Raw genomic sequence first — 20619 nt, 5'->3', positions numbered from 1 at the left:
GATGCCGGTCTCGCGGCGCGGATTGCTGGCAGGGGCAGCGGCGGGCGGCGGCCTGGTTCTGGCCTGGTGGCTGATGCCGCGCGCCTATGCCAGCCCGCTGGTCGCCGCAACCGGTGAGCACGTGTTTGGCGCCTGGCTGAAAATCGCGCAGGACGGCGTGGTGACTGTGGCGGTTCCCCAGCTTGAAATGGGGCAGGGGATCTCCACGCTGCTCCCCCAGATTGTTGCGTATGAATTGGGGGCGGATTGGCGGCAGATCGCGGTCGAGCCTGCGCCGGTTTCGGGCGCCTATGCCAATATCCCGCTGGCGGCCCAGTGGATGGCGCTGTGGGATCCGTTTGGCGCGGGCCTTTCTGCTGCCAGCGATGCTGTGATTGCCGCACGCTTTGCCGGGTCGCACCGCTTCAATGCGACAGCGGCGGGCACATCCCTTGCCGCCTATGAACAACCCTGCCGCGAAGCCGCTGCGGCCGCCCGCGCGATGCTGGCCCAGGAAGCCGCCTCGCGCTGGGGCGTGGCGTGGGAAGAGTGCGAGGTCGAAGGCGGTTTTGTGACCCACGGCACCCAGCGCGCCACCTTTGGCGAACTGGCCGAGGCGGCGGCGGAATATACGCCGCCCGACCCGCCTCCCTTGCGGCCTGAGCCGCCGCGCGAAAAGCCGCTGCCCGCCGATGTTGATGGCGCGCCGGCCTGTCCGCGGATCGATCTGCCATCGAAAGTTGATGGTTCCTATCGTTTCGCCGGCGATGTCCGGTTGCCGGGCATGGTCTTCGCCTCGATCCGTCACGGGCCGTCCGACGGATCGGAGCTTGCCGGGTTCGATGCCAAGGCTGCCGTCGGGATCAAGGGGCTGGCAGGGATCGTCGAAAGCAGGCGCTGGCTGGCTGTGGCGGCTGAGACATGGTGGAGCGCCGACAGCGCGCTGGCCGCGATGAAGCCGCGCTTCAGGACCGCCACCCCGGTCAACAGCGCCGATATCGATGCGCGGCTCGACAGCCTGCTGACGGGCGGCGATGCGCATGTGATTGCCGAAACCGGGTTTGGCGGCGATGCGCTGCAACGGGTTGATATCGGGCGGCGTTACGAGGTGGAGCCGGCCTATGCTGCGCCGGTCGAAACAGCCACCGCAACGGCGCGGTTCGCCGATGGCCGGCTGGATCTGTGGATCGCCAGCCAGGAGCCGGAACAGGCGCGCATTGCCGCGGCCCGGGCGATCGGCATTTCGCCCGAGGATGTCGCGCTGTATCCCATGCCCGCAGGTGGCAGCTTCGATGCGCGGCTTGAACATGACCACGCCATCGAAATCGCCCTGATCGCGCGCGAACTTGGCCGCCCGGTGCAGCTGGTCTGGCCGCGCCGCGACGAACTCATCCGGGCCCGCCCGCGCGCGCCGGCGTGGTTGCTGCTCGGCGCGCAGCTGGCCAAAGGCGGGGCCAAGGGCGAAGGCGGGGCGATTGATGCCATGCGCATCCGTATCGCGACGCCGCCTGCCGCGCGCGAATTCGGCAAGCGATTGTTCGGCAATCTTACCAGCATGGCCGCGATCCGCGAGACCACGGGTGAGGCCGATCCGCTCGCCTGCGAAGGCGCGGTCCCGCCCTATCAGCTGCCCGCGCTGCTGGTGGAACACGTGCCGGTCGAAATTGGCCTGCCGGTCGGCCGGGTCCGCGGCAATGCCTATGGGCCGACCACCTTTGGCATCGAAAGCTTTATCGATGAAATCGCGGCCCAATCCGGGCGCGAACCGCTGTCGTTCCGGATGTCGATGCTGGGCAGCGATGTGCGGCTGGCCGCCTGCCTCCAGCGGGCCGCGCAATTGGCGGGATGGGATGGCGGCGCGGATCAGAGCGGGCAGGGCCTTGCCTGCGCGCGGATCGGCGACGGGCCAGAGGCCGCGCGCATTGCCTGCGTGGCGACCGCGCGGCAGGGCGAAGGCGGTGTGCGCGTGATCCGGCTTTCGGCGGCGGTGGATATTGGCCGGATCGTCAATCACGACATCGCCAAGCAGCAGATCGAAGGCGGCCTGGTGTTCGGCATCGGCATTGCGCTGGGCAATCCCATCCGCTTGCGCGGCGGTTTTCCCGACGCAGCCGATGACAGCGCTCTGGGCCTGCCGACGCTGACCGATTGCCCCGAAATGCGGATCGAGTTCATCGCCAGCGAAGCCCCGCCTGCCGATCCCGGAGAGCTGGGCGCGGTGGTCGCGCCGCCTGCCATTGCCAATGCGCTGTTTTCGGCTACGGGGTTGCGCCTGAGACGCCTGCCCCTACTTTCGGACGGCATATGACCCGCACATTTTTGCAACACTGCGTCTGGGCAAAGCACTTTGCCCGGAAACGAAATCGCTGCGAGGCGTTAGGCGGGCTATGACCTGGCAGACCCAGCGCCTTCCGGGCGATCATCCTCCTGTATCAAGCGGCAAGATCGGCGTGCTGCTGGTTAACCTCGGCACGCCCGACGGGCCCGACACGGAATCGGTGAAGCGCTACCTCAAGCAATTCCTGTCCGACACGCGGGTGGTGGAGATTCCGCCGATTGCCTGGCAGCTGATCCTTCGCGGGATCATCCTCAACACCCGGCCCCAGAAAAGCGCCAAGGCCTATGCCAAGATCTGGACCGAACGCGGATCGCCGCTGGCTGACATCACCTCGCGCCAGGCCGAAGCGATGGTCGGCAGGTTTGGCGACAAGGTGCAGGTCGACTGGGCGATGCGGTACGGCAACCCTTCGATCGAAAGCCGGATGACCGCGCTGATGGCCGACGGCTGCGACCGCATCCTAATCGCGCCGATGTATCCGCAATATTGCGCCGCGACGACCGCGACCGTGTTCGATGAGGTCGCCCGCGTGCTCAAGAAGATGCGCTGGCAGCCGGCCTTGCGCTTCGTGCCGCCCTATCATGACGAGCCGGGCTTTATCGCCGCGCTGGCCGATGATCTGACCCGGCAGGTGCGCGCCCTGACCTTCAAGCCCGAAGTGATGCTGCTCAGTTTCCACGGGATGCCGCAGCAGACGCTGGAAAAGGGCGATCCCTATCACTGCCATTGTTGCAAGAGCGCGCGGCTGCTGCGCGAAGCGCTGGCCCCCCGGCCCGAATTTGCAGGCGTGCGGTTTGAAACCACGTTCCAGTCGCGCTTCGGCCCGGCGGCGTGGCTGGAACCCTCGACCGATGCGACGCTGATGGCCGAAGGCGACAAGGGCACCAAACGGCTGGTGGTCGCCGCGCCGGGCTTTGCAGCGGATTGCGTCGAGACGCTGGAAGAACTGGCGCTGGAAGGCCGCGACGAGTTCATCGAGCATGGGGGCGAGGATTATGCCGTGCTCGATTGCCTCAACACCTCGGATCATGGTCTGGCCATGATCGAAGCAATGCTGCAACGCGAATTGTCGGGTTGGGTTTGACGCTTCGGAAACTGCCACTAATGTAAGTTGCGAATCCGAACCTGATTGACGGAGCATCACAGCATTATGGCGACCACTGCCGAAGCCACGCGTTTGTCCGAGCGCGCCTCTGCCGAGGCACCCCGCCACTGGGGCGAGGGGCGGCTGACTGACGCCGACTTGGCCCATATCCCCGGCGATGCGGGCTGGCCCGTCGTTGGCAACACCTTCACCATGCTGGCCAACCCGCACGCCTTTGCGGCGCGCATGATCAAGACCCACGGCAAGGTCTACAAGAACCGCGCCTTTGGCGGCTGGCAGATCGCCCTGATCGGGGCCGAGGCAAATGAGCTGCTGTTGTTCAACAAGGACAAGATCTTCTCCAGCGAACAGGGCTGGGGCCCGGTGCTCGACCAGCTGTTCCCGCGCGGGCTGATGCTGCTGGATTTCGACCATCACCGGATCGACCGCCGCGCGCTTTCGATCGCCTTCAAGCCGGAACCGATGCGGCATTATTCGGCCGCGCTGAACCGCGGCATCGCCCGCGAAGTGGCAAGCTGGGCCGGGCCGCGCGCGTTCTATCCGGCGATCAAGAAGCTCACCCTCGATCTGGCCGCGGACAGTTTCATCGGCCTGCCGTGGGGGCCGGAAGCCGACACAATCAACGAAGCTTTCGTTGACATGGTCCAGGCCTCGGTCGCGCCGATCCGCAAGCCACTGCCCTTTACCAAGATGAAAAAGGGCGTGGATGGCCGCGCGTTTCTGGTCGACTATTTCACCAGGGAAACATTGCGCCGCCGCGCGGAAGGCGGGGGGCAGGACATGTTCAGCCAGTTCGCCACCGCGACGCGCGAAGATGGCAGCCTGCTGCCGGTCGACGAGGTGGTCGACCACATGAACTTCCTGATGATGGCCGCGCACGACACCATCACCTCGTCAGCCACCTCGCTGATCTATCATCTGGCCACCAATCCCGAATGGCAGGAAAAGCTGCGGGCCGAGATCATGGCGGTCACCGGCGGGCCGGACGGTTCGGGTGAGCCGCGCCCGCTTGATTACAACGATCTGGCCAAGCTTGAGCTCACCGAAATGGCGTTCAAGGAATCGCTGCGGATGATCCCGCCGGTGCCCTCAATGCCGCGCCGCGCGCTGCGCGCCTTCGAATATGGCGGGTATCGCATCCCGGCAGGCGCGATGGTCGGGATCAATATCTACTGGACCCACCATTCGGAGGAATATTGGGACAATCCCTTCGCCTTCGATCCGCTGCGTTTCTCGCCCGAACAGGTGAAGGCGCGCCACAAATACGCCTGGGTGCCGTTCGGCGGCGGCGCGCATATGTGCCTAGGGCTGCATTTCGCTTACATGCAGGTCAAGATCCTGCTGGCGCAATTGCTGCAACGCTACCGGATCGAGGCTGCGCCGGGTTACAACCCCGAATGGCAGGATTGGCCGATCCCGCAGCCCAAGGATGGGCTGAAGGTGACGTTTACGCCGCTTTGATTTTCCGCAGCGCCTCCGCGCTGCGAAATCCTCGCTCACACGGCCTGAAGGCCGCGCCGCTGCGGGCGGCCGGTCGGCCTTGCGGCGGCTATTTCGCCGACTGGTGAATTGCTCACCCCGCCGCTCCTTAAAAATCCACCGCGATCCCGTCGCCCCGCTCCCAGTCACCGTAACGGGTGGGGGAGAGCTTTTCGTCGTTTGTCACCGCCTTGGGCGCGGGCACCGGATCGTTGGTCCAGTGGGCGGGCTTTTTGAACGCTTGCGCGGCTTGCGACTTCTCTTTGGTCATATGATCCAAATGCGCATGCTGGCACTTGGTTTCAAGAACGGTTAGGGGCCGCCGGATGGTCAGTACCCCCGGTCTCCCCGTGCGCCGCGCTGCGCTTCGCCTGCTTGATGCCGTGTTCCGGCGGGGCGAGACGCTCGAACAGGCCGAAGGCGGCGCATTGGGCGATATCCGCAAGGCACCCGACCGCGCGCTTGCCAAGGCGATTGCGGGCGAGACCCTGCGCTGGCTGACCGATCTCGATGCGCTGATCGACAGCGCGACCAAGCAGAACCTGCCCGATGATGCCAAGGCGCGGATGGTGCTGCGGATCATGCTGGCCCAGGCGCTCCGGCTCGACACCCCGGCCCACGCGGTGATCGCGACCGGGCTGCCGCTGCTCGCCGGCGGCCCGCGCCGGTTGGCGCACGGGGTGTTCTCCGCGCTGGTCAAGCCGGGCCGCAGCGTGCTGCCCGAAGTGCCGACGCTGCCGGATGCCGTGGTGGCCCGCTGGGGCGCTGAGAAAGCCGCGGCGATCGCGCCGGGCCTCGCCTTCCCGCCCGAACTCGATCTGGCGCTGAAAGACGCCGCCGAGACCGAGACCCGCGCCGTGGCGATGGGCGGGGTGACGCTGGCGCCGGGCCATGTCCGCCTGCCGCGCGGCGCGGCGGTGGAGAGCCTTGCCGATTACAAGGCCGGTGACTGGTGGGTGCAGGATCTTGCGGCCTCGATCCCGGCCCGTCTGCTGGGCGAGGGGGCGGGCCAACACGCGCTCGATCTGTGCGCAGCGCCGGGCGGCAAGACGATGCAGCTGGTCGCAAACGGCTGGAACGTGACCGCGCTCGACAGCTCCAAACGGCGGCTGGAACTGCTGAAAGACAACCTGAAACGCACGGGCCTGAAAGCCTCGCCGGTGCGGGCCGATGCGCTCACGTGGGAGCCCAAGCACCGCTTTGATGCGATCCTGATCGACGCCCCCTGCACCGCGACGGGCACCTGCCGCCGCCACCCCGACGTGCTCCACCGCATCGGCGCGCGGCAGATCCCCGAGATGGTCGAACAGCAGCGCGCGCTGGCCGCCAAGGCGGCGGAGTGGCTCAACCCCGGCGGCGTGCTGGTCTACGCGGTATGCTCATTGGAGGCCGAGGAGGGCGAAGGGCAGGCGGCGTGGATCGATGCGAATTGCGGCCTTACGCCCGTGCCGATCACAGCCGCAGAATTGCCGGCAGGGCTAACCCCCACACCCGAAGGCTGGCTGCGCACCCATCCGGGAATGCTCGCCGAACACGGCGGGCTGGACGGGTTTTTCGCAGGGCGGTGGGTGAAACCCTAACCCGTCGGCTTGGGATCAAGATAGGATATGCTGTCGAGCGCGATGAGATAGTCGACCTGGGTCAGCACGCCATTCTTCAAGGTATAGGCCACCAGCCTGCGGGGGCGATCGGGATGCCAAAAGACATCCTTGGCGATCGGGGTCCAGAACTCTTCGACCACAATGCGGCCCTGCCGATCGCGCCAGAACTTCTCGCGCAGCATCTGGAAGCGTTCCACCCGCCCGCCAGCCAGGCCTTCACGCCACGCCAGCCAAGACGCACGATTGTCGAACATCGGCTCGCCGTCGTTGGTGACGACCAGATCTTCGGCAATCATTGCCTTGAGCGCATCGGAATGCTCAGCCGGCATAAACTGCGGCAAAGCGTCGAAAAACGCCTGTTCGGCAGACACGACACCGGGCGGCGGTGGCGGCGGGGGGGCGGCTGCGGCTGCGACAGGCAAGCCGATAGCCAGCAACGCGCAGGCAAGCCGCATTTTCAAGCTCAATCCTTCACATACTTCTGGAAGCTCTTGCGCAGCTTCATCAGCTTGGGCGGGATCACCGCGAGGCAATAGGGATTGCGCTGGCCTTCGCCGTCCCAGTATTCCTGGTGGTAATCCTCGGCCGGATACCATTCCGCTGTCTGCGCGCCGCCTGACAGGCCTTCGATCGTGGTGACAGCCACCTTGCCATGATCGGCATTCCAGCGCGCAATCGCGGCTTCGGCCTCGGCACCCTGCTCTGCCGACAGCGGGAAGATCGCGCTGCGGTATTGCGTGCCGATGTCGCCGCCCTGCCGGTTCAGCTGCGTCGGATCATGCGTGCCGAGGAACACGTCGTAGATTTGCGGCAAGCCAATCACATCCGTGTCAAAGGTCACCCGGATCGCTTCGGCATGGCCGGTGGTGCCGGTGCACACTTCCTTGTAAGTCGGGTTCGCCTTGGTGCCGCCGATATAGCCGCTTTCCACCAGGCTCACCCCCACCACATCGCGGAACACCGCCTCGGTGCACCAGAAGCATCCGCCTGCAATGATTGCCGTGTCCAAGTTGCTCATCGAAATCTCCATTGGTATTGCGCAAAGATAGGCTAGCACGCGGCGATTGCCATGCGTTGGCGAGCGAAATTTCATGCCTTGGAGAGAGACCCCATGACAAAACTGATCCTTGCCGCCGCCGCGAGCGCGCTTGCCCTCGCGGCCCCGCTGATGGCGCACCAGCACGCCAGTCACGCCGATCACGGCGAGACGCATGCGCTCGATACCGCCGCTTTCAACAAAATGCATGGCGAGGCTGTGTCGGGCGCGATCAATCACCCCACCCGCAAGGAAGACCGGGTGCGCGATGTGCATCGCCACCCGGCCGAAGTGCTCGCCTTCTTCCATGTCGGCCCGGAGATGAAGGTTGGTGAATATTCGCCCGGCGGCGGCTGGTATTCGCGCCTGCTCGGCCATTATCTGGGCGGCGAGGGGCAGCTGGTGGGCCTTTACAACAACCCGCTGACCGCCACCGCCGATCCCGCCCGCCAGCAGCGCATCCGTGACATGGCGGCAGGCTTCGGCAAGGAAGTGGCAGGCTACACCGGGCTGCCGGCCGAAAAGTTCAGCGGCATGACGCTGGAGACCATCCCTGCCGACCAGAAGGGCACTTTTGACCGTATTCTGGTGATCCGCGCCCTGCACGGCATCACCCGCGCCGGGATCGCCGATACCGAAATCCGGGCCATGCGCGAATTGCTGAAAGATGACGGGATGATCGGCATCGTCCAGCACCGGGCCAAGGACGATGCGCCCTGGTCCTATGCCAATGGCACCAAGGGCTACCTGAAGCAGCAGGATGTGATCGACTTCATGCGTCTCAATGGGTTCACGCTGGTCGCTGCAAGCGAAGTGAACGCCAATCCGATGGACACCGCCAACCACCCCGAAGGCGTGTGGGAAATGCCGCCGACGCTGGCGACCAAGCGTGAAGACCTGAAGGACAAGGGCGAAAGCGACCGGATGACACTGCTCTTCAAGAAGTCGGCATAATGCTCTAGGGGCGGCGGCATGACCGCACTCACTGTCGCCGCCCTTCAGCTTCCCCTTGGTTCCGAAGACGAGGCCGCCAATATCGCCGCCGTTTCGGCGCTGGTCGAGGAGGCCGCCGCCCAAGGCGCGCAGTTGATCCTGCCGCCGGAATTGTTCAGCGGCCCCTATTTCTGCCGCGAGGAGGACGAGGCGCTATTTGCGCTCGCCCGCCCGACGCTGGAACACCCCAGCGTGATCGCCATGCGCGACCTTGCCGCGCGGCTGAAGGTAACGATCCCCACCAGCTTCTTTGAGCGCGACGGGCATCACTATTACAACACTCTCGCCATGATCGGCCCCGATGGCGCGGTGCAGGGCACCTACCGCAAAAGCCATATCCCCGATGGGCCGGGTTACGAGGAAAAATACTATTTCCGTCCCGGCAATGATGGCTTCAAGGTATGGGATGTGCCGGGTGAGGGCGGAGCGATCGTCAAGATCGGCGTCGGTATCTGCTGGGACCAATGGTATCCCGAATGCGCGCGGGTGATGGCGCTGTTGGGGGCGGAATTGCTGCTCTATCCCACCGCGATCGGTTCCGAACCCTATGATGCCGATCTCGACACCAGCCGCATGTGGCGGCGTGCGATGATTGGCCATGCGGTATCGAACTGCATGCCGGTGGTCGCCGCCAACCGCATCGGTTCCGAAGGCGGGCAGCGCTTTTACGGGCACTCCTTCATCACCGACGAATGGGGCGATTTCCTTGGCGAGTATGGCGCAGGCGAGACCGGCGTGCTGATCGCCCGGCTCGATCTGGCGCAGGCTGCAAAGCACCGCGCAGGCATGGGCTTCTTCCGCGACCGCCGGCCGCAGCTTTACGGGCGGATCGCGCAGGACATCTGAGGCGGTGTCCAGCACCTATCTGATCGCGGTCGGCAGCAACCGGCGGCACCACCGCTTTGGCGCGCCCGAAGCCGTGGTGCGCGCAGCGATGGAGGAATGCGCAAGCCTTGGCACCGTTACAGCGCGCTCGCCCGTCATTGCGACGCCGGCGATGGGCGCGGCGCAGCGCCGCTTTGCCAACGCCGCGCTGGTGCTGGACAGCGACCTTTCCCCCACCGCCCTGCTCGCGGCCTGCAAGCGCACCGAGCGCGAATTCGGGCGGCGCCCCGGTCAGCGCTGGGGCGACCGGGTGCTGGACCTCGACATTATCCTGTGGAGCGGCGGACGCTGGGCCAGCCCCGGCCTCACCATCCCCCACGCAGCCTTTGCGCAGCGGCGGTTTGTGCTGACCCCGGCGTGTACGATTGCCGCCAGTTGGCGCGCTGGTGCGACGGGTTTAACGCTCGCCCACCATCAAGCCCGCTTGACCCGCCCGCGCCCCCTGCCTAGGGGAGCGCCCTTCGCGTGAGCGCACTGCGCCAGCGTTACCCAGGTGGACCCGTAGCTCAGTTGGTAGAGCAACGGACTTTTAATCTGTAGGTCTCGGGTTCGAGCCCCGACGGGTCCACCATTTTTGTTTTCGCACGCCGTCCGGCGCGCGATATCCTCGCTCTCACGGCCTGAAGGCCGCGTCGCTGCGGGCGCCCGGTCGGGCTTGCGGTCGCTGTGCGCCCGTTCCAGCGCCTAGCGAGATGTCGCCGCGAATGGCTGGCTAGCCTTCCTTCTTCCGGTCCAGCCAGCGTGCTGTCTTCACTCCGCCGGTAATCAGGAACGGCACCAGCACCAAGCTTAGCACCACCTTGGCCAGCACCTGACCGATCATCAGATCGGTGATGTCGAACTCGCCGTAAAAGGCCAGCGTGATGAAGATCACCGAATCGACCGCTTGTGACAGCGCCGAAGCAATCGCGCCGCGCACCATCAATCCGATCGTGCTTTCCGCACCTGACCCGCGCAGCCGGTCGAAGATCCAGATATTGAGCAGCAGCGAGGTGATGTAGGACGCCGGGCCCGCCATCCACACCCGCCAGGTCGACCGGTGCACCCGTTCAAACGCGGCAAGATCATCCGGGCGAAAGGCCACCATCTCGGGCGAGGCAGGCAGCGCCAGCACCAGCCACATCAGCACCGCCGACAGCCCCAGCGGGAAGAACCCCCACCACACAATCCGCTTAGCCGCATCGCGCCCGTAAAGCTGGGACAGCGTGCTCGAAATCACCACCAGCAGCAGGAAGGGGAAGATCCCGCTCTCCACGGCCAGACTGGTCGGCCACAGCTGCACCTGCTTGAAGGCGAGCACGCCGGCCAGCACCGTCATGCCGCCATACAGCAAAGTAAACACAAACAGGCCCAGCGGCATGGAGCCCAGCGGATCGGCGGCGGCGGCGGGCGGCTGCGGTTGCGGTGTGGTCATCGCCGGTGTGCTAGCCAGCCCACGGACAAAAGAAAAGCGCCGCCCGCGCACCTGTCACCGGCACCCTTGCTGGCGGGCGGTACGGGCTGCCGCGCGCATCAGGCTTGCAAGTCGGTTCGCAAACTGCCACGCCCGAAGGTGCTGCACGCAGGGCAAGCGCCCCCGCGCGGCACGAAGGTCGGGACGCTTCCAGCCAAATCGAGGGGCATTTGCTGCCGTGAACGAGAGTATCACGTCCATCCTGCTTAGCCTTGCAGGGGTCGCCGCCATTCTGGCGATAGCTTTTGCGCTGTCGAACGGGCGGCGGCGGATCAACCTGCGCGTGGTCGGGTCAGCCTTTGCGCTTCAGGCGATTACCGCCTTGATCGTGCTGCGGACCGAAGCGGGCGTTGCCGTGATCGGCGGTCTGTCGCGCGGGGTGATTGCGCTGCTCGATTTCTCCAAGGTCGGGATCACGTCGGTGTTCGGCCCTATGGAGAACAATCCCTTCGCCAACACCTTCGTAATTGGCGCCTTGCCGGTGATCGTGTTTTTCGCTGCGATTGTTTCGATCCTCTATCACCTCGGCATCATGCAGCGGCTGGTGCGCTGGGTGGGCGGGGCGATCGGGTGGATCACCGGGATCAGCAAGGTCGAGGCGCTGGGCGCGGCGGCCAATATTTTCGTCGGGCAATCGGAAAGCCCGCTGGTGGTGCGGCCCTATCTTGCGGCGCTCTCGCCTGCGGGCCTGTTCACGCTGATGAGCGTGGGGATGGCGGGCGTGGCGGGCACAATCCTTGCCGCCTACGCCAGCTTCATCGGAGAAGAGGCCGTGCCCTTCCTGCTGGCGGCGGCGTTCATGTCGGCGCCCGGCGGCATCCTGATGGCCAAGATCATCATGCCTGACGAGCCGCACAAGCCGGCCGGTTATGAAGGCTCGGTCGCCGCCGCAGCCGTGGCGCGCGCACGCGGCAAGCCCAACACGATGACCGAGGCAACCCGGGTCGTGATGTATGACGAAAACGGCCAGCAGGTCGAATTGCCGCAGGCGCGCATCAGCGCCGTGGGTCCAGCAGCGATCCTTGAAGGCGGGCTCAAGACTGACGAGGTCAGCACGGCGGAAACCTTCGAGGAAGGCCAGCGCCCTGCCAACATCATCGAAGCCGCCGCGCAAGGCACGCAGACCGGGGTCAAGCTGGCGGTGGCCGTCGGCGCGATGGTGATGGTGTTTGTGGCGCTGGTGGCGCTCGCCAACGGGATGCTTGCCGGGATCGGCGGCGGGATCGTGGGCCTTGCCGATGGCATGGGCGCGCCGTTTTCGCCCGAGGCTGCTGCCTGGCTGCAAGGGATCAGTTTCCAGAAACTGCTCGGGTACGTGTTTGCACCGGTGATGTTCCTGATCGGCATTTCGGATTGGAATCAGGCGCAGATTGCCGGCGGATTGTTCGGCACCAAGATCGTGCTCAATGAATTCGTCGCCTTTATCGATCTGGGTGCGATGCAGGGCAATGAACTGACCGCGCGTAGCCGGGCGATCATCACCTTTGCGCTGTGCGGGTTTGCCAATTTCTCGTCCATCGCGATCCAGATGGCGGTGACCGGCGGGCTTGCGCCCAACCAGCGCCCGGTGATTGCCCAACTGGGGCTGAAGGCGCTGGCGGCAGGCAGCCTTGCCAACCTGATGAGCGCGGCGCTGGCCAGCCTGTTCCTGCCTTACTGATCGGCCCTGTCCCCGGCGCGCAGGGCTTGGCAGGGCCGCACAGGCCGGTGTAAGGGCCCGGGCATGACCGACATTGCTTCCGTTTCCCTCGCCCAGCCGCTTGAAACCATCGCCGATGAGTTGGGGCGCAGCTTTGGCGAAAACGGCTTTGCCGTGGTGCGCGATCACGGCATCCCGCAGGATCTGATCGACCGCGCCGAGGCGGCCTCCAAGGCGTTCTTCGCGCTGCCCGATGCGGTCAAGCGTGCCTACAAGATCGACGGCGGCGGCGGCGCGCGCGGGTATACGCCGTTCGGCACCGAAAAGGCCAAGGACGCCGGAGTGTTCGATCTCAAGGAGTTCTGGCATGTGGGCCGCGATTTGCCCGAAGGCCATGCCTTGCGCGAATTCATGGCGCCCAACGTCTGGCCGGCCGAGGTCGAGGATTTCCGCGAAACCATGACCGCGCTGTTCGCAGCCTTCGAGGTTGCCGGTGGCCGCGTGCTCGAAGCGATTGCTCTCCACCTTGGCCGCCCGCGCGATTTCTTCGCGGCGAGCGTTGCGGACGGCAATTCGGTGATGCGGCTGCTGCATTACCCGCCGCTGGAAGAAGGCGCACCCGAAGGGGCGATTCGGGCCGCCGGGCATGAAGACATCAACACCATTACCCTGCTGCTGGGGGCGGAGGAAGCCGGGTTGGAACTGCTTACGCGCGCAGGCGAATGGCACGCGGTCGATGTGCCGCCGGGCGCGCTGGTCATCAATGTTGGCGACATGCTGCAACGCCAGACCAATGGGCGACTGCGTTCGACCACGCACCGGGTGGTCAACCCGCGCGGCGATGCGGCGCGGCGGGCGCGGTATTCCATGCCGTTCTTCCTGCATTTCCGGCCCGATTTCATGATCGAGCCGCTGCCCGAATGCATCGATGCCGGCGCCGCGAATCCGCCGCCCGCACCGATCAGCGCGCATGATTACCTGATGCAGCGCCTGCGCGAGATCAATCTGGTCTGACGGCAGCGTTTCCGGCCGTTTTCGGCTCTCCGGGAAATTCCTTGTCGCCGTTGCTGCGATGCAACACTGGCGGCCAGAACCAACGCAAATCCGACACTTTTGTGGCGTTTGCGGAGACTCCCACTATGGAAACGCCGCGCAGGGGCGTAGCATTTCATCAAACTGTCACAGAACAGTCGCTTTGCCGCAAGCGTTCAGGCCTAGGGCAGGCCGCATCACACGATTTGTCTCTCTCCACCGTTACTCTCTCCATCGTTACAGGGGCTTTCATCCATGAAGCTTAAGTATCTTCTCGCCGCGAGCATCGTCAGCCTTGCCGCGACCACCACCTTTGTTGCCGCGCCCGCTTCGGCGCAGCAGATCGTTACCGATGTCGAAGGCCGCGTGACCGACGAATCGGGCAACCCGCTTGGCGGCGCGACCATCACGGTGACCAACACCAGCACCAATGCCGTGCGCACCACCACCGCCGATAGCCAGGGCAATTTCCGCGTCTCCGCGCTTCCGCCGGGCGGCCCCTACGAAGTGACGGCTGATGTCGATGGCTTCGAAGGCCAGACCGTGCAGGACGTGTATACCGCGCTCGGCCGCCCCACCACTTTCAGCTTCGCGCTCACCCAGACTGCGGCTGGCGCCGAAGACAGCGTCATCATCGTTACCGGCTCGCGCGCCGGTGTGAAGCAGCTGGCGGTCGGTCCGGGCCAGGCGTTCGGCTCGATTGAGCTCGGCGCGTTCCCGTCGATCACCCGCGACATCCGCGACATCATTCGCCTCGACCCGCGCGTCAGCCTTGAATTCAACGGCGGCGAAGGGTTTGACCGTATTTCCTGCCTTGGCGGCAATGACCGCGCCAACACCTTCACGGTCGACGGCATTGTGCAGGCCGACGTGTTCGGTCTGAACGGCACGCCGTTTGCAGCCCGCAACTCGCTGCCCCTGCCGTTCGATGCGGTGGACCAGACCTCGGTTGAATTCGCGCCATTCGACGTGGAATATTCGGACTTCACCGGCTGTCTCATCAACGTGGTGACCAAGGCCGGTAGCAACGAGTTTTCGGGCTCTGCCTTCATCACGTATTTCGATGGCGGGATGCAGAACGACGAAATCACGCTGGCTGACGGCACCACCCGGCCGTTCAACGCCGGCGAAGAAAAGCGCTGGGGCGCCACGCTGTCGGGCCCGATCATCAAGGATCGCCTGTTCTTCAGCTTCGCCTATGAAGAAACCGATCTGGTTGAAGGCGCAGCCTCCTCGCCCTTCGGCTTTGGCGTAGGCAACCCGGAACTGGGCGTCACGGTTGCCGATTTTGAGCGTTTCTCGCGGATTGCCCGCGATGTTTACGGTCAGGAAACCGGCCCGATCGCCACGTCGCTGCCCAACACCAGCGTGCGCTATTTTGGCCGTCTCGATGGCCAGATCAACGATGATCACCGCGTCGTTGTGACCTATCAGCGCCTCGACGAAAGCAAGATCGAAGACGATTCGGGCGCAGCCTTCACCGGCATCAACTCGTTCGAGAACGAAGGCACGATTTCGGATTACTATTCGGCGCAGCTTTATTCGAACTGGAGCGATTCGGTTTCGACCGAACTGCGCATCAGCCGCGCCGACGTGTCGGACGTGCAGGGCCCGCTGGGCTTCGATGAAGCCAACGGCGCCAACCCGGCCACGCGTTTGGTGGTCGGCACGCCCAACCGCACCAGCGGTCAGATCCCCGGCGGTGTGAACGGCCAGCTGTTCTCCGGCCCGGGCTTCTCGCGCGCGCTCAACCAGCTTGATTCGACGGTCGATCAGGCCCGCTTCATCATGAACATCGATGCGGGCGGCGGCCACAACTTCAAGCTGGGCGCGGAATACAACAATCTCGAAGTGTATAACCTGTTCCTGCAGAACGCGACCGGTTCGCTGTACTTCCAGAACCTCGACGATTTTGAGCGCGGCCTGATTACCGGCGGCAATAACACGGCGGTCAACTCCGACCGTCTGGTCGGTAACGAAACCATCGGGGCCGACATCAACGTCCCGCGCGGGGTCGATTTCGACAATGCGGCCGCGCAATTCTCGCGTCAGATCTACTCGTTCTTCGCGCAGGACGATTGGCAGGCGACCGATCAGCTGGCGATCAACGCCGGTGTGCGTGTGCAGCTGTATGACGGTGGTTCGCCGCCGGCCAACCCGCTGTTTGCCCAGCGCTTTGGCTTCAGCAACTCGGTTGGCTTCTCGTCGCTGGATCCGGTGATCCTGCCGCGTCTGTCGGCGACCTATGCATTCGATAACGAAGGCTTCTTCTCGAACACCCGTCTGACCGGCGGCGTCGGCATCTTTGCGGGCGGCGATCCGGTGGTGTTCTTCTCGAACGCGTTCTCGAACACGGGCAACAACTTCGCCACGTCGAACACCAACCTCTGCGCCGCCGGGACATTGCCGCGCGGTCCGGGTGGCAAGGTGAGCGTGCTGGATGCGGCCGGTAACTTCACCGGCGTGCCGCAGTGTCTGACCACGGCCGGCGCAGCGATTGCCGACCGCGGCAATGCAGCGGTCCAGTCGATCGACCCCAACCTCGACATCCCGACCGCCGTGCGCGCCAATATCGGCCTCGCTACGGAATTCGGCACCGAGGGCGGGTTCTTCAGCAACTGGCGTCTGAACCTCGACTACATTTACACGCGCTTCAACGACACGCTGACCGTGGTGGACCTTGTCCAGCAGGTCGATCCGCGTGAGGGCCGCGGTGGCCGGACCGTTGATGGTCGTCCGATCCTGCGCCCGATCGACCCGCTGAACGCAGGTTGCGGGGCCCAGCTGGTTGGCACCGGCGGTAACAACCCGCAGTGGACGGGTCTGAGCCCGGCGTGCTTCAATGCCGGAAACTCGGTGCTGCAGGAGTTCCTCCAGCTCACCAACGGGCCGAGCTTTGAAGCGCATAACGTGTCGGTCATCCTGACCAAGCAGTTCGACGGCGGCATCATCACCGACGGCGGCAGCGTGAACATCAACTTTGGCTATGCCTTCAGCGAAAGCCAGCAGTCGGTGAATGCGCGCGATGCGACCGCGGGTTCGTTCTTCGATGGCACCGCCGCGTTCGATCCGCAGAATGTCGGCGTGTCGCAGTCGGGCTTCGAGACGAAGCACAACTTCACGCTGGCGATGAACTTTGCCGAAGAGTTCATCGATGACTACAAGACCAGCCTGGGTCTGTTCTTCCGTGCCTCGGAAGGCCGTCCGTACAGCCTGACCTTCAACACACCGGCACGGGGCACTACCCCGCCGTTCAACACGGCACAGTCAGTCCAGTTCTTCCGGGGCAACTCGTCGGCGGAAGAAAATGTACTGGCGTACATCCCGACCGGCGTAAATGATCCCAACCTGTCGCCCTTGAGCAATCAGGCGGCGGTTCTGGCCTTCCTCGATGCGCTGGAGAATGGCGTGCCGCTGCCCAACAGCAACGTGCGCCAGCAGCTGGATTGCGATTTCACGCCGGGTCAGACGGTCAACCGCAACACCTGCCGCAATGACTGGATCTTCGATCTTGACCTGCGGATCAGCCAGGAACTGCCGTTCCTCGGCAAGCTGACGGGTGTGAAGAATGACCGGATCGAGCTGTTTGCCGACGTCGTCAACGTGCTCAACCTGGTCGATGCGACCTGGAACAACGTGAACACGCTGGGCGGAGCTGATGGCCGCGTGGCGCTGATCCAGGGTGGCTATGATGCGCAGGGCCGTTACGTGCTGGCCAACTTCCAGGCGGCCGGTCCGCAAGGCCAGCCAGGCAATGGCGGTTTCGCTGAAACCGTGGCGCAGGCTTCGGCATGGCGCGTTCAGGTCGGTGCGCGCTACGAGTTCTAATTCGTAACCACGCTGATCTTACCCATGAGCGGCGGGGCCTTCGGGCTCCGCCGTTTGTGTTTGGGGCAAGGGGGCGGCGCGGCAAGGCAGGCACGCGCGGGGCAGGCGTTGCCGTGAAAAGCGCCAGATCGGCGCCCAGATCAGCGTAACGTGCTGCTGCTGGTTGGCTTTGCGCCATTTGCGCCCGCCCTTTCGGCCGCGTTCAGCAGGGCGTGCACCAGATTGCTGCGCAGCGCGCCGGGGGCACCGGTCACCAAGGCACGCTCCAGCGCGGCGGCGGCTTCTCCCAAGGGCGCTTCGCCGAACATCGCGGCAGTTCCGCCAACCTTGTGCAGCAGGCGGGTGAGGCTGTCGCATTGGCCCAGCGGCGGCGCGCTGGCAGCGGTCAGCCAGCCTTCGTCCAGCGCCACTTGCACGGCATCGACCATTTCCTGCCGCCGCCCGTGCCAGCGCGCCACCAGCCGGGGCGACCGGGCCAAGGCCGATGCGCGCGCGGTGGGGGGCGATGGCGCGCGGTGGGGAGCGGCTGCGGCGGCCTGATCGGCCTCGACAATCCGCGTCGGCAACCAGCGTTGCAACGCACGGGCCAGCTGGGCGAACACCACCGGCTTGGCCAGATGCCCCTGCATCCCGGCGGCCCGCGCGGCGGCGACATCTTCGGCAAAGGCATTGGCGGTGAGTGCGATCACCGGCAGCAGTTCCGGCCCAATCCCTTCGGCCCGGATCGCCTGGGTCGCGGCCAATCCGTCGCAATCGGGCATCTGGATGTCCATCAGCACCAGATCATAGGGCCTGCCGCGCATGACCTGATCGATCACCATGGCAATCGCCTCGTTCCCGTCATGCGCCACGGCGACCTCCTGCCCGCAGCGTTCCAGCATCTCGCTCACCAGCAGCCGGTTGATGTCATGATCTTCGACCAGCAGGATCCGCGAGGGGGCAAGCGGCTGCGGCGGCATATCGTCGGCGTGGGTGCGCCCCGGCAGCGGCGGTTCGGGCGTCGGCGGAGCCAGCGTCGCAGGCAGCACCAGCGTAAAGCGCGACCCTTCGCCCGGCGTGCTTTCGACCGCGATCTGCCCGCCCAGCAACGCAGCCAGCTGGCGGCTGATCGACAGGCCCAGCCCCGTTCCGCCAAACCGCCGCGCGGTATCAGCCTGCCCTTGCGTGAAGGGGTGGAAGATCGTTTCAAGCTGGAGCGGGCTGATCCCGATCCCGCTATCGGCCACGGTGATTTTAACCGATTGCCAGCTGATCCGGTAACTGACCGTGATATGCCCGGCTTCGGTAAACTTGACCGCGTTGCTCAGCAGATTGAGCAGGATCTGGCGCAGTCGCAGGCCATCTGTCAGCACCCACGGCACGGACATGCGGGCGTCGGCGGCGTCATCACTGTTTTCGTTGACGAGCTCGAATCGCAGACCCTTGCGTTCGATCGCCGGGCGATGCAGCGCCGCGCATTCGGTCAGGCAGGCGGTGATATCCACCGGCGCACGGTCGATGGCGAATTGCCCGCTTTCAATCCTGCTGAGGTCGAGCACATCGTTGAGCAGCATCATCATGGATCGGCCCGATTGCACGATCAGTTCGGCAAACCGGCGCTGGTCGCCTTCAAGCTCACCCTGAAGCATCAGTTCGGCAAAACCCAGCACACCGTTCATCGGGGTGCGGATCTCATGGCTCATATTGGCGAGGAATTCCGACTTTGCGCGCGCCGCGTTTTCGGCGCTGCGCCGGGCGCGGGTCAGCAGCAGTTCCAGCTCCACCCGCTCGGTCACGTCCCGCGCGGCGACCACGACGCCCTCGGGCGCGCCGGTATCGGGGTTGCGCATGACAGCGCAGTCGGCCTCGACGAAGACCGGCGCGCCATCGCCATCATCGGCAAAGCGGCGATAGGTCACCCGCTCACGCTCGCTGGTGCCGCTCAACAACCGCTCCATCGCTTGCACCGTGCGGTCAAGCGAATCGGGATGCATGCGCGCAGTGGCATGGCGGCCGACATAGGTTTCCGGCGGCACGCCCAAAACCTCGCGCACCGAGCGCGAGGCGTAGGTGCATATTCCCGCCAGATCGTAACGCAGGATCGCATCGCTGATGTTTTCGGCGAGCAAATCGACCTCGCGCTTGCCCGCTTCCAGCCGCGCCATCATCCGGTCACGCCCGGCAAGGATCGCGGCCACTGGCAGTCCGGTCAGGAAATTGGCGGCGACAAAGGCTTGCAGCAGATGCAGTTGCGCAATGCCGCCGCCGCTTGCCGCAGCGATCGGGCCATGCCCGGCAAAGGTCATGAACCCGGCGACCAGCGCCACCCCCGCCACATTCAGCGCGCTGCCCAGGCTGCCCAGCCGGAAGGCATGCAGCAGCGTGATCGGCTGGATCAGGAACACCAGCGGATAGTGGGTCTGGTTGAACACCAGCGAAGCGCAAGCCACCCCGCCGCTGAGCAGGGCGATGCTTTCCAGCGGCCGGGCCGGAGCGGCAGGCATCAGCCCGCGTGCGCGGTCGATCACCAGCAGGGCAACCGGCACGATCAGCACCATCGCCATGCTGTCTGTCAGAAACCAGGCCATCGCCCCGGCGCGCAGCTCTGCCAGCGTATCTCCCATGGCAGGCGCGGTCAGCGTCGCGGAGATCAGCGGTCCGATCAGCCCGCCAGCCCAGACGAAGCGGGCAAGATCGCCGAGGCGGGTCATATCCGGCTGCCCGCGCCCCGCCATCGTGGTGCCAGCTTTTCTGGTGAGCGCGAGAACCGCCACAATTTCAGCGATATTGGCAAACGAGAACAACATGGCGATGGAGTTGGGCAATTGCTGCACACCATTGGCAGCAAGGCTGGCGGCAAAACAGGCGAGCAGCAGCGGCACCTCATTGCGCAGCCGGGCGCGTAGCAGCAGTGCGACCAGGCAGGCATTCGGCAGCCAGATCGGGCTGACAGTATCGTCGGCATGGGTCAGCAGCAGGCTGAGCACAGCGAGCGCCAGATAGGCTGCGGCCCCAAGCAGGGCGGCGATCAGGCTTGCCCGGTCGAGCGGGCCCGCAGCGATCCCGCATCGTTCCAGCCAGCGTTCAAACCGCGATAGCCGCACGGGCCCACTGGCCGCGTCATCGATGACGAAGCCTGCCAAAGCCTCCGGCTTCATGGTGCTGCCGGGCTGCTTTTGATCCGTGTGTGCTTGATCACTCCGGTCCATCGCCAATTGTTGCAAGATTGATATAACAGCTGCCGGCCGTTTGCCGGGGCAAGTGCATCCGGA

The 20619-nt window shown here is 65.1% G+C and carries 15 protein-coding genes and 1 tRNA gene; 11 read left to right on the top strand and 5 right to left on the bottom strand.

Going from position 1 to position 20619, the window contains the following annotated elements:
* The first annotated feature begins 1 nt into the window (after nt 1).
* The 3 genes from C0V72_RS10030 to C0V72_RS10020 all read left to right on the top strand — a co-directional run bounded on the left by C0V72_RS10030 (nt 2) and on the right by C0V72_RS10020 (nt 4883).
* Nucleotides 2–2287, top strand: a complete 2286-nt coding sequence (locus C0V72_RS10030) for a molybdopterin cofactor-binding domain-containing protein (RefSeq protein ID WP_101793996.1) — start codon at nt 2–4, stop codon at nt 2285–2287.
* Between the two features lie 79 nt (nt 2288–2366).
* Entirely contained in the window at nt 2367–3401 is a 1035-nt protein-coding gene (gene hemH, locus C0V72_RS10025; RefSeq protein ID WP_101793995.1) for a ferrochelatase, read from the top strand.
* Between the two features lie 66 nt (nt 3402–3467).
* Complete coding sequence (locus C0V72_RS10020) at nt 3468–4883, top strand: cytochrome P450 (protein WP_101793994.1); 1416 nt, start codon at nt 3468–3470, stop codon at nt 4881–4883.
* 127 nt (nt 4884–5010) lie between these two features.
* On the opposite strand, the gene C0V72_RS10015 is transcribed toward C0V72_RS10020, so the two are convergent.
* The gene (locus C0V72_RS10015; RefSeq protein ID WP_101793993.1) at nt 5011–5172 is read right to left on the bottom strand and encodes a DUF1674 domain-containing protein; all 162 of its coding nucleotides are present in this window, start codon (nt 5170–5172) and stop codon (nt 5011–5013) included.
* 55 nt (nt 5173–5227) lie between these two features.
* Here C0V72_RS10015 and C0V72_RS10010 point away from each other — a divergent pair, with 55 nt between their 5' ends.
* Nucleotides 5228–6481: an RsmB/NOP family class I SAM-dependent RNA methyltransferase gene (locus C0V72_RS10010; protein ID WP_101793992.1), complete on the top strand. Its 1254-nt coding sequence runs from the start codon at nt 5228–5230 to the stop codon at nt 6479–6481.
* Here the strand turns inward: C0V72_RS10010 and C0V72_RS10005 are convergent.
* A complete protein-coding gene (locus tag C0V72_RS10005) occupies nt 6478–6963 on the bottom strand; it encodes a hypothetical protein (protein WP_143704565.1) in 486 nt (161 codons plus the stop codon). The two genes, C0V72_RS10010 and C0V72_RS10005, sit on opposite strands and share 4 nt — an antisense overlap.
* 2 nt (nt 6964–6965) lie before the next feature.
* Nucleotides 6966–7520 carry a peptide-methionine (S)-S-oxide reductase MsrA gene (msrA, locus tag C0V72_RS10000; protein WP_101794011.1) on the bottom strand — a complete coding sequence of 185 codons (555 nt, stop codon included), beginning with the start codon at nt 7518–7520 and terminating at the stop codon, nt 6966–6968.
* A gap of 93 nt (nt 7521–7613) precedes the next feature.
* On the opposite strand from msrA, the gene C0V72_RS09995 reads away from it, so the two are divergent.
* The 4 genes from C0V72_RS09995 (at nt 7614) to C0V72_RS09980 (ending at nt 9987) form a co-directional block, all read left to right on the top strand.
* On the top strand, nt 7614–8492 hold the full coding sequence (locus tag C0V72_RS09995; protein ID WP_101793990.1) for a class I SAM-dependent methyltransferase: 879 nt from the start codon (nt 7614–7616) through the stop codon (nt 8490–8492).
* A gap of 18 nt (nt 8493–8510) precedes the next feature.
* Nucleotides 8511–9377 carry an N-carbamoylputrescine amidase gene (aguB, locus tag C0V72_RS09990; RefSeq protein ID WP_101793989.1) on the top strand — a complete coding sequence of 289 codons (867 nt, stop codon included), beginning with the start codon at nt 8511–8513 and terminating at the stop codon, nt 9375–9377.
* A 4-nt stretch (nt 9378–9381) separates the two neighbouring features.
* On the top strand, nt 9382–9885 hold the full coding sequence (gene folK, locus C0V72_RS09985; RefSeq protein ID WP_101793988.1) for a 2-amino-4-hydroxy-6-hydroxymethyldihydropteridine diphosphokinase: 504 nt from the start codon (nt 9382–9384) through the stop codon (nt 9883–9885).
* Nucleotides 9886–9911: 26 nt separating this feature from the next.
* A tRNA-Lys gene (locus C0V72_RS09980) sits at nt 9912–9987 on the top strand.
* Between the two features lie 141 nt (nt 9988–10128).
* Here C0V72_RS09980 and C0V72_RS09975 read toward each other — a convergent pair.
* Entirely contained in the window at nt 10129–10830 is a 702-nt protein-coding gene (locus C0V72_RS09975) for a queuosine precursor transporter (RefSeq protein WP_101793987.1), read from the bottom strand.
* Between the two features lie 217 nt (nt 10831–11047).
* Between C0V72_RS09975 and C0V72_RS09970 the strand changes: the two genes are divergently transcribed.
* The 3 genes from C0V72_RS09970 to C0V72_RS09960 all read left to right on the top strand — a co-directional run bounded on the left by C0V72_RS09970 (nt 11048) and on the right by C0V72_RS09960 (nt 17368).
* Nucleotides 11048–12529 (top strand): NupC/NupG family nucleoside CNT transporter, encoded by a 1482-nt coding sequence (locus C0V72_RS09970; RefSeq protein WP_233999882.1) that lies wholly within the window; start codon nt 11048–11050, stop codon nt 12527–12529.
* A 63-nt stretch (nt 12530–12592) separates the two neighbouring features.
* Nucleotides 12593–13522, top strand: coding sequence for an isopenicillin N synthase family dioxygenase (locus C0V72_RS09965; RefSeq protein WP_101793986.1), 930 nt, complete (start codon nt 12593–12595; stop codon nt 13520–13522).
* A gap of 273 nt (nt 13523–13795) precedes the next feature.
* On the top strand, nt 13796–17368 hold the full coding sequence (locus C0V72_RS09960) for a TonB-dependent receptor (RefSeq protein WP_101793985.1): 3573 nt from the start codon (nt 13796–13798) through the stop codon (nt 17366–17368).
* A 140-nt stretch (nt 17369–17508) separates the two neighbouring features.
* On the opposite strand, the gene C0V72_RS09955 is transcribed toward C0V72_RS09960, so the two are convergent.
* Complete coding sequence (locus C0V72_RS09955) at nt 17509–20505, bottom strand: ATP-binding protein (protein WP_172438987.1); 2997 nt, start codon at nt 20503–20505, stop codon at nt 17509–17511.
* Nucleotides 20506–20619: the final 114 nt, after the last annotated feature.

Source organism: Porphyrobacter sp. TH134 (assembly GCF_002855495.1).
GTDB lineage: Bacteria > Pseudomonadota > Alphaproteobacteria > Sphingomonadales > Sphingomonadaceae > Erythrobacter.
Note: the sequence above shows the minus strand (reverse complement) of the source record. Positions and strands in the feature narration are given on the sequence as shown.

What these genes read in the sequence shown, in the direction of transcription:
- C0V72_RS10030 (WP_101793996.1), top strand. Translation starts at nt 2, where the DNA reads ATGCCGGTCTCGCGGCGCGGATTGCTGGCAGGGGCAGCGGCGGGCGGC.
- msrA (WP_101794011.1), bottom strand. Translation starts at nt 7,520, where the DNA reads ATGAGCAACTTGGACACGGCAATCATTGCAGGCGGATGCTTCTGGTGC.
- C0V72_RS10010 (WP_101793992.1), top strand. Translation starts at nt 5,228, where the DNA reads ATGGTCAGTACCCCCGGTCTCCCCGTGCGCCGCGCTGCGCTTCGCCTG.
- hemH (WP_101793995.1), top strand. Translation starts at nt 2,367, where the DNA reads ATGACCTGGCAGACCCAGCGCCTTCCGGGCGATCATCCTCCTGTATCA.
- aguB (WP_101793989.1), top strand. Translation starts at nt 8,511, where the DNA reads ATGACCGCACTCACTGTCGCCGCCCTTCAGCTTCCCCTTGGTTCCGAA.
- C0V72_RS09955 (WP_172438987.1), bottom strand. Translation starts at nt 20,505, where the DNA reads ATGAAGCCGGAGGCTTTGGCAGGCTTCGTCATCGATGACGCGGCCAGT.
- C0V72_RS10020 (WP_101793994.1), top strand. Translation starts at nt 3,468, where the DNA reads ATGGCGACCACTGCCGAAGCCACGCGTTTGTCCGAGCGCGCCTCTGCC.
- C0V72_RS09995 (WP_101793990.1), top strand. Translation starts at nt 7,614, where the DNA reads ATGACAAAACTGATCCTTGCCGCCGCCGCGAGCGCGCTTGCCCTCGCG.
- C0V72_RS10015 (WP_101793993.1), bottom strand. Translation starts at nt 5,172, where the DNA reads ATGACCAAAGAGAAGTCGCAAGCCGCGCAAGCGTTCAAAAAGCCCGCC.
- C0V72_RS09960 (WP_101793985.1), top strand. Translation starts at nt 13,796, where the DNA reads ATGAAGCTTAAGTATCTTCTCGCCGCGAGCATCGTCAGCCTTGCCGCG.
- C0V72_RS09975 (WP_101793987.1), bottom strand. Translation starts at nt 10,830, where the DNA reads ATGACCACACCGCAACCGCAGCCGCCCGCCGCCGCCGCCGATCCGCTG.
- C0V72_RS09965 (WP_101793986.1), top strand. Translation starts at nt 12,593, where the DNA reads ATGACCGACATTGCTTCCGTTTCCCTCGCCCAGCCGCTTGAAACCATC.